Origin of the sequence: Parapedomonas caeni (assembly GCF_041060555.1) — a bacterium.
In the GTDB taxonomy this organism is placed as follows: Bacteria; Pseudomonadota; Alphaproteobacteria; order Sphingomonadales; family Sphingomonadaceae; genus CAUJIW01.
The window spans coordinates 29,163-44,878 of the sequence record NZ_JBEUDS010000015.1 but is presented as its reverse complement, the minus strand read 5'-3'; the positions used below and the strand labels follow the sequence as shown (position 1 = coordinate 44,878).

Sequence of the window (15,716 nt, the reverse complement as noted above, 5' to 3'; positions counted from 1 at the left end):
TGGGGTGGGCTGATCGCGCTCAGGCGCCGCGCAGCGCCTTCGCCAGCAGCTCCGAGGTCACCGGGTAGCCGGCGTCATCGCGGATGCACAGGTAACGCTCGCCGTCGCGGTCCTGGATAAAGGGTTCGACCTGGAGCACCGGCTGGGCATGGGCGCCGGCCAGCGCCTCGGCGATGCTGCCATACTGGGCCAGACGTTCGAGGTTGCGACGGGTCGGGAAGATGATGGTGCGCTGGCCGGCATCGGCCTCGCAGCAGGCCTGGCGCGGGCTGATCCACACCGAATCCACCGACTCGCTGCCATCGTGGGAGCCGGTCTGGTCAACCGGGGAGGTCGCCAGATAGAACATGGTGTCAAACCGCTTGGGCATGTGCCTGGGGCCGATCCAGCGCGCGAACGGGGTCAGTGCGCCGGTGTCCAGCGTCAGCCCCTGGACGTGCAGGAATTCGCTGAACCGGAGGTCGCCCGCCGCCAGGCGCTTGCGCTCATCGGCAAGGCTGAACTGGCGCGGGTCCAGCACCGTGCCGGACCGGGCGTCACGGGCGAACAACACGCCGGCTTCCTCATAGGTTTCGCGGATCGCGGCGATGCGGCCGAGCGGGTCCAGCTCGTTGATGGCGTCGTGGGTCTCGGCCGCGCCGATCTCGGCGACCTGCTGATCGTCCCTGTCCACCTTGCCGCCGGGGAACACCAGCGCGCCGCCGGCGAAATCGATTTCATGGTGGCGGACCACCATGAAGGCTTCAAGGTCGGCCGCGCCCTCGCGCATCAGCACCAGGGTCGCCGCCGGGCGTGGTGTGCGGTTGGTGTCGTCGGTCATCGCGGTTACTCCACTCAATCCCAGCCGCGACCGTGCGAGCGCCTCTGCCGTGTGCTGTGAATCCGTTGTCATGCGTGTGTCCGTAGCAGCGGCAGGCCCGGACAAAAAGGGGGGAGGGTTACCCCTCCCCCGACGAGTTGGCTGAAAGGACAGGTGTCAGAAGCGGAAGCCGGCCGCCAGGCCATAGCGACGCGGTTCTGTGGTGAAGACATTGGTGAACAGGCCCGACGACGGATCGGTGACGTACATGCCGGTCACCGAATTGTCGTTCTCGATGTTCTGCACGAAGGCGCGAAGGAACCAGCGGTCATCCGGCGCGTCGAGCTGGAGCTGGGCGTTCCAGAGGTCATAGCCTTTGATCTTGTCGACCGGGCTGTTGTAGATGCGACCCCAGAAGCTGCCGCGCGCCGAATAGTCCACCCGCATGGTGAGCGAGTATTCGCCACCCAGCGGCTGGGTGTACTGGGCGCCCAGGCTGATCATCCAGTTGGGTGATTGCGGCAGTTCGTTGCCCTTGACGCTGACCGAGACGCCGCCCGGCAGGCCGATGACGTTGCCGTTGGCGTCCCGCACCACCTGGTAGGGCAGGCTGTTGGCCGCGATCGCCGAGGCCAGCGCCGCGCAGGACGAGAAGGCGCCCACCGTGTTGGTGCCCGGTACCGGCACCGTGCCGCCGGCGAACAGCGCCGGCGCCACCAGATCAGCACGCGGGACGCCGCCGGCCGCCGGAATGACGGCGCAGTTGGCCGCCGTGGTCACGTCCTTGATGATGACCACGTCGTCGCGGCCACCCGACGGATCGCGGGTGTCGATGAACGAGCCGTTCTTGATCTTGGTCTTGAGCAGCGACAGGCTGGCGTTCAGCAGCAGCCGCGGTGTCGGTTTGGCGAGGAACTCCGACTCCAGGCCATAGACCTCGGCGTCGATGTTCTCGTTGAACGAGGTGCGGTTGCGGATGGTCGAGATCTGCAGGCCTTTGTAGTCGTAGTAGAAGCCGGTGAGGTTCACCTGCAGCGTTCCGCCGGCCAGCGTGTTCTTGGTGCCGATTTCAAAGGCGTTGATGGTTTCCGGGCCGTAGTAGGGCGAGGAGTCCGGGAACACCACCGGGTCGAATGGCGGGTTGAAGCCGCCTGACTTGAAGCCGCGCGAGTAGGAGGCATAGACCAGCGTCGAGTCGGTGAAGGAGAGCGTCGGCGACCAGTCGATCACGGCGCGGCCGGTGACCCGCTTGAATTTCACCCGGTCGCTGCGATAGTCTGGCAGTCCTGCCGGCACGCCACCCGGATTGATCGCCTGCGGTGTATTGAACAGCACCTGGCGGTCATAGACGGTTTTCTTGTCCTGCAGATAGCGCCCGCCAAGGGTCAGTTTCAGTTCGTCGTTGAACTCGTAATAGGCCTCGCCGAACAGCGCCCAGGATTTCAGCGTCGTCTCGTTGGACTCGTTGCCATAGTAGCTTGGCGCCACGTAGACGCCATCGAGCGGCACCTGGGTGCCGGTGGCGAGGGCGGTGGCGATGGCGGCGCAGGTCGCCGGCGGCGTGGCGCCGCTGGAGCAGCCGCTCAACGTCGTCACCGTTGGCAGCAGGAAGCCCGCATAATCGAGGCCAGCCGCGATCACGTTGTAATCGGTGCGGGATTTCTGGTCGAAGTAGATGCCGCCGACCAGGAAATTGAAAGCGCCGTCGAACTGCGACGCCAGCTTGGCTTCGAAGGAATACTGCTTCGAGTCGCCATAGGAGCGGTCATAGGAGGTCGAGCCGTCGCCCACATAGGCGATGTTGCCGTTGGCGACGCCGGCATAGCCGTTCATGTCCACCGCCGACACCGGGAACCCCTGCGTGTAGAACAGGTTGTAGACCGTCGGGAAGGAGGCGGCGAAGGCCGCCGGCACCGACTGCGGGTTTTCCGCCACCAGCAGGTAGTCGGTGTTCGAGTCGACGTAGGTATCCTGATAGCCGGCGACGACGGAGAAGTTGAACTTCTCGAAGTCATGCTGGAAGGCCAGCGTGACCATGGTTTCCTCGGCGTCGTGCTTTGGCTCGAAGTCGATGTTGACCTTGCGATAGCCTTCCGGATTGACCACGCCGGTCGTCGAGGTGTTGCCCGGCGACATCAATGCGAGACCGGAAAGCGGGCCGCTCAGCAGCAGGGAGGAACTCAGGATGCCGCCCAGCGTCGCGATGGTGTTGACCGGCTCGAACTCCAGGCTGTCCGGCGCGCAGCCGAGGATGCCGGTGGCGTCGTTGTTGCACATCTGCTTCTGGATGCGCGAGCGGTTGTCGTCTTCGCGGAAATACTGGGCGGTCAGGTCGATGCGGGTATTTTCCGACGGCTCGAAGCGGATCGTGCCGCGCAGGGCATACTGGTCGCGGCCATCGATCTTGTTGCCGGTATAGATGTTCTTCGTGTAACCGTCGCGGTTGATGTAGATGCCGCTCAGGCGAACGGCGAGCTTCTGGTCGACCAGCGGCACGTTGACCATGCCCTTGACCTTGATGCTGTCGTAGTTGCCGTACTCGATCTCGCCCTCGGCGCCGAATTCATGCGATGCCTTTTTCGAGATGACGTTGACCGCGCCGCCCGTCGCGTTACGGCCGAACAGCGTGCCCTGCGGACCGCGCAGGACCTCGATGCGCTCGATGTCGAAATACTCGATTTCCAGCATGCGCGGCGTCAGCACCGGCATGTCGTTGAAGTGGATGCCGACACCGCTTTCCGAGCCGCCGCCGACGACGGCGTTGCCAACGCCGCGGATGGTGTGTTGGAGGTGGTGAAGTTGCCGACGGTGAAGTTGACGTTGGGGGCCGAGAACTGCAGGTCGCCGAAACTCTCGATCTGGCGCTTTTCCAGATCGGCGGCGCCGAAGGCGGCGACGGCGATCGGCACATCCTGCAGCGACTCCGCCTGACGCTGGGCGGTGACGACGATGTCTTCAAGCACCGTGGTGGGCTGCTGCTGCGCGAGTGCAAGGGTGGGTGTCAGAAAAGTGCTGGTGGCCAGCAGGGCAATGAGTGACGCGGATGATACGGTAGGTGCGCGCCATGCGGCGCGGGCGTTAAGAGCCATCGTGTTCCTCCCCAGGTTTGACCACGCGAGGCACCGCATCTGATGGCGGCATCCATGTCGCGTGCGGGGAACACGGCCAAGTCTCCACATCCCCCGTTCAGGTATAAGAACAAGGAAATCAGGGCTTGTCCAGCGGTTTGCGGAGTGCTGCTACGCACAAAAAATAGCAGCACCTGCGGCGTAACGATAGCTGCCACGCCTTGCCGGCACGCGAGCAGTGCCCTGGCTGATGATGCTATCAGAAGTTGATGCCGGCGGCCAAGCCGTAGCGTCGCGGCTCGGTGGTGAAGACGTTGGTGAACAGGCCGGTCGCCGGGTCGGTCACATAAATCCCGGTGACATTGTCCTCGTTCTCGATGTTCTGGACGAACAGCCGGACGAACCAGCGATCCCCGGGGCCGTCGAGCTGGGCCTGGGCGTTCCAGATGTCATAGCCGCTGATTCGGTCGATCGGCCGGTTGTACATGCGGCCATAGAAACCGCCGCGCGCCGAATAGTCGACCCGCAGCGTCAGCCGCAGGTCGGTGAACACGGGGCGGGCATATTCGACGCCCAGCGTCACCATCCAGTTGGGCGTCAGCTGCAACTCGTTGCCGGCGAGGTCCACCTCGACGCCGGATGGCAGGCCGACGGGGTTGCCGTTGGCGTCACGCAGCACCTGGTAGGGCAGGCCCAGCGTGTCGATGGCGCCGGCCAGCGCCGCGCACGACGAGAAGGCGCCCACGGTGTTGGTGCCCGGCACCGCCACCGTGCCTCCGGTCGCCGCGAACAGCGCCGGCGCAAGCAGGTCGGCGCGCGGGATGCCGGTGGCGGCGGGGATGACCGCGCAGTTGGCCGACGAGGCGATGTCCTTGATGATGACCACGTCGTCACGCCCGGCGCTGGGGTCGCGGGTATCGACGGAGCTGCCGTTCCTGATCCGGCTGTTCATCAGCGAGCCGCCCAGCGACAGCCGCCAGTGCGGGTGCGGGCGGGCCTGCACGTCGGCCTCCAGGCCATAGATCTCGGCGTCGATATTCTCGTTGATGGTGGTGCGATTGCGGGTGACGCCGACCTGCAGCCCCTTGTAGTCGTAGTAGAAGCCGGACAGGTTGAGGCGCAGCCGACCATCGGCCAGCACGTTCTTGGTGCCGATCTCGAAGGCGTTGATCGCTTCCGGCTGATAGGTCAGCGAGGCATCGGGATACTGCACCGGATCGAACGGCGGGTTGAAGCCGCCCGACTTGAAGCCGCGGGCGTAGGAGACATAGACCAGCGTGTCGTCGGTGAAGGGCAGGCTGGGCTTCCAGTCGAGCACCAGGCGGCCGGTCAGCCGGCGGAAGGTCGTGCGGTCGGTGCGATGGGTCGGCAGGCCGTCGATGGTGTCCGAGCCGATCACCGTGGTGCCGTTGAAGAGGATGGCGCGGTCGGTGACGCTCTTGCGATCGCGCAGGCCGCGCAGGCCGGCGGTCAGTTTGAGATCGGGCGTGATCTCGGCGTACGCCTCGCCGAACACCGCCAGCGACTTCAGCGTGTAGCGATAGCCTTCGGAATTGTAATAGGCCGGTGCGGCGGCGAGACCATCGAGCGGCGAGGGCTGGCCGTTGGTCAGGGCGTTGACCACCGCCGCGTAATAGGGGTGGCTGGCGCCGGCCGACAGCACGCCGAGCGTCGGCAGGATGAAGCTGGCATAGTCGAGCTGGGCCGAGGCGATGTAATAGTCGGCCCGCCCGGTGGCATCGAAATAGGAGACGCCCAGCGTGGCGTTGAACCAGCCGTCGAACTGGGTGCGGGCCTTCAGCTCGACGGAATATTGTTCTTCGCGGCCGTAGGACTGGTCGTAGCTGTCGGTGCTGCCGCCGGTGTAGGCAACGGCGCCGTTGGCGACGCCGAGATAGCGGTCCGGCGTGATTTGCGACACCGGCCAGCCCTGGGTGTAGAAGGCGTTGTAGGCGGTGGGGAACAGGGCGGCGAAGGCCGCCGGCACGGCGACCGGGTTTTCCACCGTGAAATAATAGTCGGTGTTGGAGCGGTTGGTGCTGCGCTGGTAGCCGGCCACCACCGACAGCTCCAGGGTGTCGAGGCTGTGGGTGGCATTCAGCATCGCCACCACTTCCTCGCTGTAATGGCGCGGTTCATAGTCGATGTTGACGGTGCGCATGTCGGCGGGGTTGACCACGCCGAAGGCCGCGTCCTCGCCGCCCGAGGTCAGCGCCAGCCCGGCCAGCGGCGTGCCGCCGAACAGATAGGGCGAGGTGAGCAGGCCGCTCAGCGTCGCATTCATGTTGACGGTTTCATAGGCCAGCGCATCGGGCTGACAACCGAGAATGCCGGTGGGATCGCGGTGGCACATCTGCTTCTGCATCCGCGAGCGATTGGAGTTCTCGCGGAAATACTGCCCCATCAGGTCGATGCGGGTGTTGTCGCCGGGTTCCAGCCGCACGCTGGCCCGCAGCGCGTACTGGTCGCGACCGTCGATGTCGTTGCCGGTGTGCAGGTTGGTGGTGTAGCCGTCGCGCTTGAGGTAGAGCCCGGCCAGCCGCAGCGCCGCCTTGTCGCCCAGAGGCAGGTTGACCATGCCGCGCAGCGTCAGGCTGTCGTAATTGCCATACTCGATCGAGGCCGAGCTGGCGTTCTCCAGCACCGGGCGGGCGGTCAGCAGATTGACCACGCCGCCGGTGGCATTGCGGCCGAACAAGGTCCCTTGCGGACCGCGCAGCACCTCGATGCGCTCCATGTCGAAATATTCGCTTTCCTGCAGCCGGGTCAGGATCAGCGGCATGTCGTTGATGTGGACGCCGACGCCGCCTTCGCCGCTGCCGCCGATGGCGGTCTGACCGATGCCGCGAATGGCGATGTTGGCGCCCTGGAAATTGCCGGCGGAAAAACTCAGGCCCGGTGTGCTGAACTGCAGGTCGCTGAAGCCCTCGATCTGGCGCCGCGCCATGTCGTCGCCGCTGAAGGCGGTGATGGCGATGGGCACGTCCTGCGCGGTTTCCGCCTGACGCTGCGCGGTGACGATGATGTCGTCGATGCCGCCGCCCGTTTCGGTGTCGTCGGCTTTTGCCGGCAAGGCCCAGCCCATGACAATCACCAGCGCCGTGGCGGCGCTCGCCCGCAACTCATTCCGCATCAGACCCAACGGCGCGCGACACGCCGCCCCCTTGTTCATTGCCCATCTTGTTGAACAGGCGACTATGGGCGCCAATTGACCAAGTCAACTGTCGCTCGATTAATAATATGTTGAATAAATAATCAGCTTCCGTTGCGCGGACATTGCGCGCGGTCGAGCAGTAACTGGTCGGCGAGCACCAGCGCCATCATCGCTTCCGCGACGGGGGCGGCGCGGATGCCGACGCACGGGTCGTGACGGCCCTTGGTCAGCACATCCACTTCCGCGCCGGCGCGGGTGATGCTCGGCACCGGCGTCAGGATGGACGATGTCGGTTTGATCGCCAGTCGGACAATGACGTCCTGGCCCGTCGAGATGCCGCCGAGAATGCCGCCGGCGTGGTTGGACAGAAACACCGGCCGGCCATCGGCGCCCAGGCGCATGGGGTCGGCGTTGTCCTCGCCGCGCAGGCGGGCCGCGGCGAAGCCGTCGCCGATCTCGACGCCCTTGACCGCATTGATGCTCATCATCGCGCTGGCGAGCTCCTGGTCCAGCTTGGCGTAGAGCGGCGCGCCCAGACCGACGGGCACGCCGGTCGCCACCACCTCGACCACCGCCCCCAGCGAGGAGCCGTCCTTGCGGGCGGCGTCCAGCGCGGTCGCCCAGCGGTCGGCGGCGGCAGGGTCCGGGCAGAAGAACGGGTTGGCGTCGATGGCGGCATCATCAAACCGGGTGCGGTCGATGGCCTCACCGCCCAGTTCCACCAGATAGCCGCGGATACGGATGCTTTCGCCGAGGATGACCCGGGCGACGGCGCCGGCGGCGACGCGGGCCGCGGTCTCGCGCGCCGAGGAACGCCCGCCGCCGCGATAGTCGCGGATGCCGTACTTGGCGTCATAGGTGTAGTCGGCGTGACCGGGGCGATAGCGCTCGGCGATGTCGCCATAGTCCTTCGAGCGCTGGTCGGTGTTCTCGATCAGCAGACTGATCGGCGTTCCGGTGGTGCGCCCCTCGAACACGCCGGAGAGGATGCGCACCTGATCCGGTTCCTGGCGCTGGGTGGTGAAGCGGGACTGGCCGGGGCGGCGCTTGTCGAGGAACGGCTGGATATGGGCTTCACTGAGCGGCAGGCCCGGCGGGCAGCCGTCGACCACCGCGCCCAGCGCCGGCCCGTGGGATTCCCCCCAGGTGGTGAAGCGCAGCAGGTGGCCGAAGCTGTTCCAGGACATGGGTCGTCTCGGCTCCGTCAGGCGAGCGCGATGTCGGGCGCGTCCTCGGCCTTCATGCCGATGACGTTGTAGCCGGCATCCACGTGGTGGATTTCGCCGGTCACGCCGGAGGCGAGGTCGGACAGCAGATAGAGCCCGGCGCCGCCGACGTCCTCGATGGTGACGTTGCGTCGCAGCGGCGAGTTCAGCTCGTTCCACTTCAGAATGTAGCGGAAGTCACCGATGCCGGAGGCCGCCAGCGTCTTGATCGGGCCGGCGGAGATGGCGTTGACGCGGATGTTGTCCGGACCCAGGTCCATGGCGAGATATTTGACGCTGGTCTCCAGCGCCGACTTGGCGACGCCCATCACGTTGTAGTGCGGCACCACCTTCTCGGCGCCATAATAGGTCAGCGTCAGCAGCGAGCCGCCGTTTGGCATCAGCGCCATCGCGCGCCGGGCGACGGCGGTGAAGGAATAGCAGCTGATGTTCATGGTCATCAGGAAGTTGTCGAGCGAGGTGTCGGCGTAGCGGCCGCGCAGCTCGTCCTTGTTGGAGTAGCCGATGGCATGCACCACGAAGTCGATGGTGCCCCAGCGCGCCTGAAGCGCGGCGAAGGTCGCATCGATGGAGTCCATGCTGGAGACGTCGCACTCCAGCAGGAAATCCTGCCCGATCGACTCCGCCAGCGGACGCACCCGCTTCTCCAGCGCCTCGCCCTGATAGCTGAACGCCAGCTCGGCGCCCTGCGCGTGCACTGCCTGGGCAATACCCCAGGCCAGCGATCGGTCGTTGGCGACCCCCATGATGAGGCCGCGTTTACCCGCCATCAGACCTGTCATTCGCTCACCTTCGCATGTTGGTCATGAATGTGGCCGCGTCCATCGCACGGGCATGGCAGCGGGTCAACTCGATCGAGATTTCCGGTTTTCATCCAATAACTTGAGCGCAGCGTTGAGCTGCGCGCCCATGACCAGACCGGCGCCGACGACGTAGAAGAACAGCAGCGCCACCATGACGCCGGCCAGGCTGCCGTAGGTCAGGTCGTAGGAGCCGAGCATCGCCAGCACCTTGGGCAGCAGGTAGGCGGTGGCGATCCAGGCCGCGGTGGTGAGCACGGCGCCGGGCCAGTGGGCGCGCGGTCGCGCCCGCCGGGGGGTCAGCGACAGAAACAGGCCGTAGAGGCCGAGGAACAGGCCAAGCGGCAGGACGCCAAAACGCAGCCAGCCAAGGGCCTCGATCGCACCTTCCGCGAACGGCAGATAGGTCAGCGCCAGCTTGCGCGCCGCGCCATAGGCGAACTGACCGGCCATCGCCAGCAGCAGCAGGATGGCAGAACCGATGACGATGACGAAGGACTCCAGCCGATACTGCCACATCGACCGTCCGGAGTCGTGGTTGTAGGCCTTGTGAATGATCACGCGCACGGTTTCGATGAAACTGGCGGCGGTCCAGATCGCGACTACGGCGCCGAAGGTGAGCAGTCCGCGCCCGCTCTGGCCAATCACCTGGTTGATCGGGTCCGCCAGCGCGGTCGCGACGTTGGGCGGCATGGCGTCCAGGAACGCGTGCACCGCCTCAAGTCCAGCCGTGGTGCGGCCGATGGCACCCGCCAGCACGACCAGGAAGATCATGAACGGGAACAGCGCCAGCAGCGCCAGATAGGCAAGGTTGCCGGAGAGGATGAAGCCGTCGTCGTCCCAGAATCCGAGCACGGCGGTGCGCACCACGGCGAAGGCGGTCTGAAGCGGGGCGGGCAGCCGGTCGAGCATCAGCCCAATGTGCCGGCCGCGCGCCCGCGCGTCCAGCGCCGGCTTACTTGAACAGGTGATCCCGGGGATTGGCTGTGCGGCCTTCGCTCCATGACTCGACGAAGGCCTTGAGCTTGGGGTCGTCGGCCGGAATGTCCACCAGCAGCGTCACCATCTGGTCGCCGCGGGTGCCGTCCTTGCCGGTGAAGCCCTTGCCGCGCAGCCGCAGCACCTTGCCGGAGTTGGAGCCGGCGGGGATGGTGAGCATGACCGCGCCGTCGACGGTCGGCACCTTGACCTTGCCACCCAGCACCGCCTCGTCGAGCCGGACCGGCAGGTCGAGGAGTACCTGGTCGCCCTCGCGGGCAAACCAGGCGTGCGGGCCGACATGCAGCGTCACCAGCGCGTCGCCGGCACCACCGGGGCCGGGGTCGCCCTGGCCGGCCAGGCGCAGCTGCTGGCCGTCGGTGAAGCCCGGCGGCAGCTTGATCTCGATGGTCTTGCCGGTGCGCAGGGTCAGCCGCTGCGGCTCCAGCCGGGCGGCCTGCTCGAAGGGGATGGTCAGCCGGTACTCGACCGAGCGGCCCCTGGGGCGCGGACGACCACCGCCCGTTCCCGCGCCGCCACCCATGCCGCCACCACTGAAGCCGCCGCCAAACCCGGCGCCGCTCGCCCGGCCGCCGCCGAAGAACTGCGAGAAGATGTCCATCGGGTCGCCTTCGAACCCGAAGCCGCCGCCGGCAGCGTTGCCGCGGGTACGATAGGCCTGTTCGAACGCCGAGCGCGGCGCGCCGTCGGGGCCGATCTCGCCGCGGTCGAACTGGGCGCGCTTGTCGGCGTCACCAATGATGTCATAGGCCGTCGTAACGTCGGAGAACCGCTCCGCCGCCTTGGGGTCGTTCTTGTTGCGATCCGGGTGCAGCTCCTTGGCGAGCTTGCGGTAGGCCTTCTTGATCTCGGCCTCGCTGGCAGTGCGGGCCACACCGAGAACGCTATAGGGGTCCTTTGCCATCGATCACCTCACCTGTTGCAAAAATGCAACGCTTGGCTTTCAAGGTAGTCATCGCGGTGGCGGTTGTGAAGGGTGTTGCCGATGCCGGCCCGCCCGGCGTAAACCCCATGCATGACCGACGAAACCGATCCCTTCGCGCTGTTTAGCCACTGGTTCGCCGAGGCCGAGGCCAAAGAGCTGAATGACCCCAACGCCGTCGCCGTGGCCAGCGCCGACGCGCAGGGCCGGCCGTCGCTGCGGATGGTCCTGCTCAAGGGGTGGGATGAGCGCGGGTTCGTCTTCTACACCAACTTCGAGAGCCGCAAGGGCGAGCAGCTGCGGGTCAATCCGCATGCAGCACTGCTGTTCCACTGGAAGTCGTTGCGCCGCCAGATCCGCATCGAGGGCCCGGTGGCGCCGGTGGCGCCGGAGGAGGCGGATGCCTATTTCGCCAGCCGGCCGCGCGACTCGCAGATCGGCGCCTGGGCGTCCGACCAGTCCCGCCCGCTGGACAGCCGGGCCGCGTTCATGGGGCGCATCGCCAAGACAGCCGCCCGCTTCGGGCTTGGCACCGTGCCGCGTCCGCCGCATTGGTCGGGCTTCCGGGTGGCGCCGGAGCGCATCGAGTTCTGGGAAGACCGGCCGTTTCGCCTGCATGAACGCCGGCTGTTCACCCGCGATGCCGGTGGCGGCTGGGTCTGGACCTGGCTGTATCCGTGAGCGGTTCGCGCGCCACCATCGCCCGGCTGACCCGCAGGGCCGCCATCGCCTCGACGGTGGTCGCGGTGCTGCTGATCGTCCTCAAGGTGGTGGCGACGGCCAAGACCGGCTCTGTCGCCATGCTGGGGTCGCTGGCGGATTCGGCACTGGATCTGCTCGCCTCGCTGATCACGCTGTTCGCGGTCAAGGTGGCGGCGACACCAGCCGACGACCAGCACCGTTTCGGTCACGGCAAGGCGGAGGCCATTGCCGCGCTGATGCAGACCGGCATCATCCTGGTCTCGGCGGCGGGCATCGGCCTGCGGGCGGTAGACCGCTTCATTCATCCCCAGCCGGTGGTGGCGCCAGAGATGGGCGTCGGTGTGTCGCTGGTCGCGATCGTCGCAACACTGCTGCTGGTGCTCTATCAGCGGATGGTGGTGCAGCGCACCCGGTCGATCGCCATCCGCACCGACCAGCTGCATTACCAAAGCGACCTGCTGCTCAACAGTTCGGTCATCGCCGCCCTGGTCATCGAGGCCTGGGCCGGCCTGCATGGCGCCGACGCGCTGTTCGGCATCGGCATCGCGCTCTATCTCGCCTGGGGGGCGGTGCGTGCCGCCAGTCACGCGCTCGACATGCTGATGGACAAGGAATGGCCCGCCGCCCGCCGGCGACAGGTCATCGACATCGTCGAGGCCCATCCGCAGGTGCGTGGCCTGCATGAATTGCGGACCCGCTCCAGCGGCGCCGACGAGTTCATCCAGTTCCACATCTGGGTTGACGCCGACATGACGGTCGCCGCCGCGCACAAGGTCGCCGACGCGGTGGAAGACGCGCTGGCGCGCGCCTTCCCGCAGGCTGACATCCTGATCCACGTCGACCCGGAGGGGCACCGGGAGCGGCGCCGGCGCGCACTGGATGCCCCGGAAACGGAGGCCGCCCCATGACCTTGCCGCTCTATCAGGTGGATGCCTTCGCCAGCCGGCCGTTTGCTGGCAATCCCGCCGCCATCATGCCGCTGCAGGCCTGGTTGCCGGGCGAGACCATGCAGGCGATCGCGGCGGAGAACAATCTGGCGGAAACCGCCTTTCTGGTGGCGACGCCCGGCGGGGACGGGGATTATCTGATCCGCTGGTTCACGCCGACGGTGGAGGTCGCCTTGTGCGGCCATGCCACGCTGGCGGCGGCCCATGTGGTCTATGCCCATCTCGGGCACACGCGCGCCGACATCCGCTTCACCACCCTGAGCGCTGGCACTCTGGTGGTCAGCCGCGACGCCGTCGGGCGGATCAACCTCGACTTTCCCGCCTATCACGTCGCGCCGGCCGCCCTGCCCGGGCTGGCCGAGGCGCTGGGGGCGGTGCCGCAGGCCGTGCTGCACCACGGCGGATATTGGCTCGCCCGCTTTGCCGATGCCGCAGCGGTGGCGGCGCTGGCGCCCGATATGGCGGCGCTGAAGCGCCTGGACGCGCAGGTGATGGCGACCGCGCCGGGCGCGGACTGCGATTTCGTCTCCCGCTTCTTCGCGCCGTCGGTGGGGATCGACGAAGACCCGGTGACCGGCTCGGCCCATTGCCGGCTGATCCCCTACTGGGCGGCTGAACTGGGTAAGACCGCACTGTTCGCGCGCCAGATTTCGCGGCGTGGCGGCGAGCTGTGGTGCCACCTGCGGGGCGACCGCGTCGACATGGCGGGTCACGCCATCGAAGTGATGCGCGGCGCGTTTCTGCTGTAGACGCGTCCGGGCTTCCAGTCGCGTCGGATGGACCGCGGCTGGTCGGAACCATGGCGATCTGCAACACAGACCAATTCATTCGTCTTAGCAGTTTGTTCAGAGGTGTGTGGTATCGACTCTCCATCAAAATATCAGGTGTTCACGCCCTGGCCTGCCTTGTGGCCGCCAGGCGATGGATGCCGGGAGAGGGAGGACACCCATGAACATGCTGGATCACGCGCCGATCGCGCGGAAGATGCTGATCACCCTGATCGTGCCGGTGCTGGCGCTGGTTCTGGCGCTGGGCTGGACGGGCTTGCAGAGCCGGGAAAAGGCCATTGAGGCCGCTCAGCTGGAGACGCTGTCGCGATTCACCGTCGATCTCAGTGCGTTGATCCACAACATGCAGCGTGAACGCGGCGCCACCGCCACATTCCTCAGCAGCCGTGGCGCGGAAATGCGGGATACCTTGCCGGGCCTGCGCCAGGCTACCGACACTGCCCGTCGGGATTTTGCCAGGGCGCTGGAGCGGATCGATGTCGCCAGCTATTCCCCGCGCTTCCAGTCGGGTCTTGAGGCCAGCCTCGGCCAGATCAGGCTGCTCGACGCCAACCGTCAGCGCGTGGACGCCATGGCGGTCAGTCCGGCCGATGCCGCCGGTTACTATACGGCCACCATTGGCGGCCTGCTGGACGTCGCGGGAGAGGGCTCGAAGGCCAGCAGCAGCTCGCGGGTGTCGAACGCGGTTGTCGCCTACCTCAGCTTCATGGCGGCCAAGGAGCGGGCGGGCCAGGAGCGGGCCACCGGGGCCGCCGGGCTGGCCGCCGGCCAGTTCACGCCCGCGCAGTTCAACACGCTGGTGGGTCTGATCAGCGTGCAGGATGCGCTGTTCCGCAACTTCGAGGTTTACGGGACGCCCGATCTGGTCAAGGCCTACCAGGATACCATGCGTGGTGGCGCCACCGCCGAACTCCAGCAGCTGCGCCAGGCGATTATCCAGGCCGGCGCTGGCGCGCGGCTTGATGGCGTGTCGGCGCAGCAGTGGTTCGAGACCGCGACGCGGCGCATTGATGCCATCAAGACCGTGGAGGACAAGATCGCCCTCGATCTCGGCCAGACCGCGCTGGGCATCGAGCGTGATGCCAGTCGCGAATCCTGGCTGGTGCTGGTCGGCGCCGGACTCATTCTGGTGGTCAGCGGCATGGTCGCCTGGGGTGCCTCGCGCTCGATCATCGTGCCGATCCGGAACATGACGCGGGCCATGCAGCAACTCGCCGCCGGCGATCTTGGCGTCATGGTGCACGGTGGCGACCGGCGCGACGAGATCGGCGCCATGGCGCGGGCGACCCAGGTCTTCAAGGAGGCCGGCATCGAGAAGCAGCGGCTGGAAGCCGAGCAGGCGCGGTTGCGCCATGAGCGGGAGGAAGCCGAGGCCGCCGCGCGCCGCGAGAAGGAGGCCGCCGAGCAGGCGGCGCGTGACCGCGAGGAGGCCCAGCGGCAGGCGGCGGAGCGCGACCGCAAGGCGATGCTCAACCAGCTGGCGCAGGATCTCGATACGGTCGTCGGCAGCCTGGTCACCACCGTGTCGGCGGCCGCGACCCAGTTGCAGGGGGCGGCGCAGGACATGTCGGAGGCGGCGAGCGAAACCAGCCGGCAGTCCACCGCAGTGGCCAGTGCCGCCGAGCAATCGTCGGCGAGTATCCAGACGGTGGCATCGGCGACCGAGGAGCTGGCGGCGTCCGTGCAGGAAATCGGCCGTCAGGCACAGCAGTCGAGCGAGGTGTCGGAGAAAGCGGTGGAGCAGGCGCAGGTCAGCACCGACGCCGTGACCGGCATGGTGACGATCGCCGACCGGATCAGCGGTGTCATCGAGATCATCAATGCCATCGCCAGCCAGACCAACCTGCTGGCACTCAACGCCACCATCGAGGCGGCGCGCGCCGGCGACGCCGGCAAGGGCTTCGCCGTGGTGGCCTCGGAGGTCAAGCAGCTGGCGGGTCAGACCGCCAGCGCCACCCAGGAGATCGCGGGCGAGATTCAGGCCATCCAGTCGGCGACCAAACATTCCTCGGCCGCCATTGCCACCTTCACCGGCATGGTGGAGGACATGAGCCGTATCGCCACCTCGATTGCCTCGGCCGTCAATCAGCAGAGCGCCGCGACCGACGAGATCACGCGCAGCGTCCAGGACGTGGCGCAGGGCGCGCAGACCGTGACGACCAACATCGTCGGCGTCACCCAGGCAGCCGACCGCGCCGGAATCGGTTCGGCGCAGGTGCTGGACGCGGCGCGTCAGCTCACCGGACAGGCCGCGCATCTGCGGGCGCAAGTGGATGGCTTCCTGACGACCTTGCGGCAGGCGGCCTGACCG

At 66.9% G+C, this 15,716-nt stretch carries 12 protein-coding genes; 4 read left to right on the top strand and 8 right to left on the bottom strand.

Annotated elements, in window-relative coordinates:
• Positions 1-19 precede the first annotated feature (19 nt).
• From ABU113_RS11150 to ABU113_RS11115, 8 genes are all read right to left on the bottom strand, one after another.
• The gene (locus ABU113_RS11150; RefSeq protein ID WP_454559593.1) at positions 20-820 is read right to left on the bottom strand and encodes an NUDIX hydrolase; all 801 of its coding nucleotides are present in this window, start codon (positions 818-820) and stop codon (positions 20-22) included.
• Between the two features lie 156 nt (positions 821-976).
• Positions 977-3,523, bottom strand: a complete 2,547-nt coding sequence (locus tag ABU113_RS11145; protein WP_454559621.1) for a TonB-dependent receptor — start codon at positions 3,521-3,523, stop codon at positions 977-979.
• Positions 3,496-3,888 carry a hypothetical protein gene (locus ABU113_RS11140; RefSeq protein WP_454559592.1) on the bottom strand — a complete coding sequence of 131 codons (393 nt, stop codon included), beginning with the start codon at positions 3,886-3,888 and terminating at the stop codon, positions 3,496-3,498. Before ABU113_RS11140 ends, ABU113_RS11145 begins: the two co-directional genes overlap by 28 nt.
• A 238-nt stretch (positions 3,889-4,126) precedes the next feature.
• Entirely contained in the window at positions 4,127-7,000 is a 2,874-nt protein-coding gene (locus ABU113_RS11135; protein ID WP_454559591.1) for a TonB-dependent receptor, read from the bottom strand.
• A 122-nt stretch (positions 7,001-7,122) separates the two neighbouring features.
• Positions 7,123-8,208, bottom strand: a complete 1,086-nt coding sequence (aroC, locus tag ABU113_RS11130) for a chorismate synthase (RefSeq protein ID WP_454559590.1) — start codon at positions 8,206-8,208, stop codon at positions 7,123-7,125.
• 17 nt (positions 8,209-8,225) lie between these two features.
• Positions 8,226-9,029, bottom strand: coding sequence for an enoyl-ACP reductase FabI (gene fabI / locus ABU113_RS11125; protein ID WP_454559589.1), 804 nt, complete (start codon positions 9,027-9,029; stop codon positions 8,226-8,228).
• 63 nt (positions 9,030-9,092) lie between these two features.
• A complete protein-coding gene (locus tag ABU113_RS11120; protein WP_454559588.1) occupies positions 9,093-9,959 on the bottom strand; it encodes a YihY/virulence factor BrkB family protein in 867 nt (288 codons plus the stop codon).
• 43 nt (positions 9,960-10,002) lie between these two features.
• Positions 10,003-10,950: a DnaJ C-terminal domain-containing protein gene (locus ABU113_RS11115; RefSeq protein ID WP_454559587.1), complete on the bottom strand. Its 948-nt coding sequence runs from the start codon at positions 10,948-10,950 to the stop codon at positions 10,003-10,005.
• Between the two features lie 111 nt (positions 10,951-11,061).
• On the opposite strand from ABU113_RS11115, the gene pdxH reads away from it, so the two are divergent.
• The 4 genes from pdxH to ABU113_RS11095 all read left to right on the top strand — a co-directional run bounded on the left by pdxH (position 11,062) and on the right by ABU113_RS11095 (position 15,713).
• The gene (gene pdxH, locus ABU113_RS11110; RefSeq protein WP_454559586.1) at positions 11,062-11,649 is read left to right on the top strand and encodes a pyridoxamine 5'-phosphate oxidase; all 588 of its coding nucleotides are present in this window, start codon (positions 11,062-11,064) and stop codon (positions 11,647-11,649) included.
• Positions 11,646-12,578, top strand: coding sequence for a cation diffusion facilitator family transporter (locus tag ABU113_RS11105; RefSeq protein WP_454559585.1), 933 nt, complete (start codon positions 11,646-11,648; stop codon positions 12,576-12,578). The genes pdxH and ABU113_RS11105 overlap by 4 nt, the downstream gene beginning before the upstream one ends.
• A complete protein-coding gene (locus tag ABU113_RS11100; RefSeq protein ID WP_454559584.1) occupies positions 12,575-13,366 on the top strand; it encodes a PhzF family phenazine biosynthesis protein in 792 nt (263 codons plus the stop codon). The genes ABU113_RS11105 and ABU113_RS11100 overlap by 4 nt, the downstream gene beginning before the upstream one ends.
• 199 nt (positions 13,367-13,565) lie before the next feature.
• On the top strand, positions 13,566-15,713 hold the full coding sequence (locus ABU113_RS11095; protein ID WP_454559583.1) for a methyl-accepting chemotaxis protein: 2,148 nt from the start codon (positions 13,566-13,568) through the stop codon (positions 15,711-15,713).
• Positions 15,714-15,716: the final 3 nt, after the last annotated feature.

Bases quoted from the DNA above. Each gene is read 5' to 3' on its own strand.
- ABU113_RS11135 (WP_454559591.1), bottom strand. From the start codon at position 7,000: ATGCGGAATGAGTTGCGGGCGAGCGCCGCCACGGCGCTGGTGATTGTC.
- ABU113_RS11120 (WP_454559588.1), bottom strand. From the start codon at position 9,959: ATGCTCGACCGGCTGCCCGCCCCGCTTCAGACCGCCTTCGCCGTGGTG.
- ABU113_RS11150 (WP_454559593.1), bottom strand. From the start codon at position 820: ATGACCGACGACACCAACCGCACACCACGCCCGGCGGCGACCCTGGTG.
- aroC (WP_454559590.1), bottom strand. From the start codon at position 8,208: ATGTCCTGGAACAGCTTCGGCCACCTGCTGCGCTTCACCACCTGGGGG.
- ABU113_RS11095 (WP_454559583.1), top strand. From the start codon at position 13,566: ATGAACATGCTGGATCACGCGCCGATCGCGCGGAAGATGCTGATCACC.
- ABU113_RS11100 (WP_454559584.1), top strand. From the start codon at position 12,575: ATGACCTTGCCGCTCTATCAGGTGGATGCCTTCGCCAGCCGGCCGTTT.
- ABU113_RS11140 (WP_454559592.1), bottom strand. From the start codon at position 3,888: ATGGCTCTTAACGCCCGCGCCGCATGGCGCGCACCTACCGTATCATCC.
- fabI (WP_454559589.1), bottom strand. From the start codon at position 9,029: ATGACAGGTCTGATGGCGGGTAAACGCGGCCTCATCATGGGGGTCGCC.
- pdxH (WP_454559586.1), top strand. From the start codon at position 11,062: ATGACCGACGAAACCGATCCCTTCGCGCTGTTTAGCCACTGGTTCGCC.
- ABU113_RS11115 (WP_454559587.1), bottom strand. From the start codon at position 10,950: ATGGCAAAGGACCCCTATAGCGTTCTCGGTGTGGCCCGCACTGCCAGC.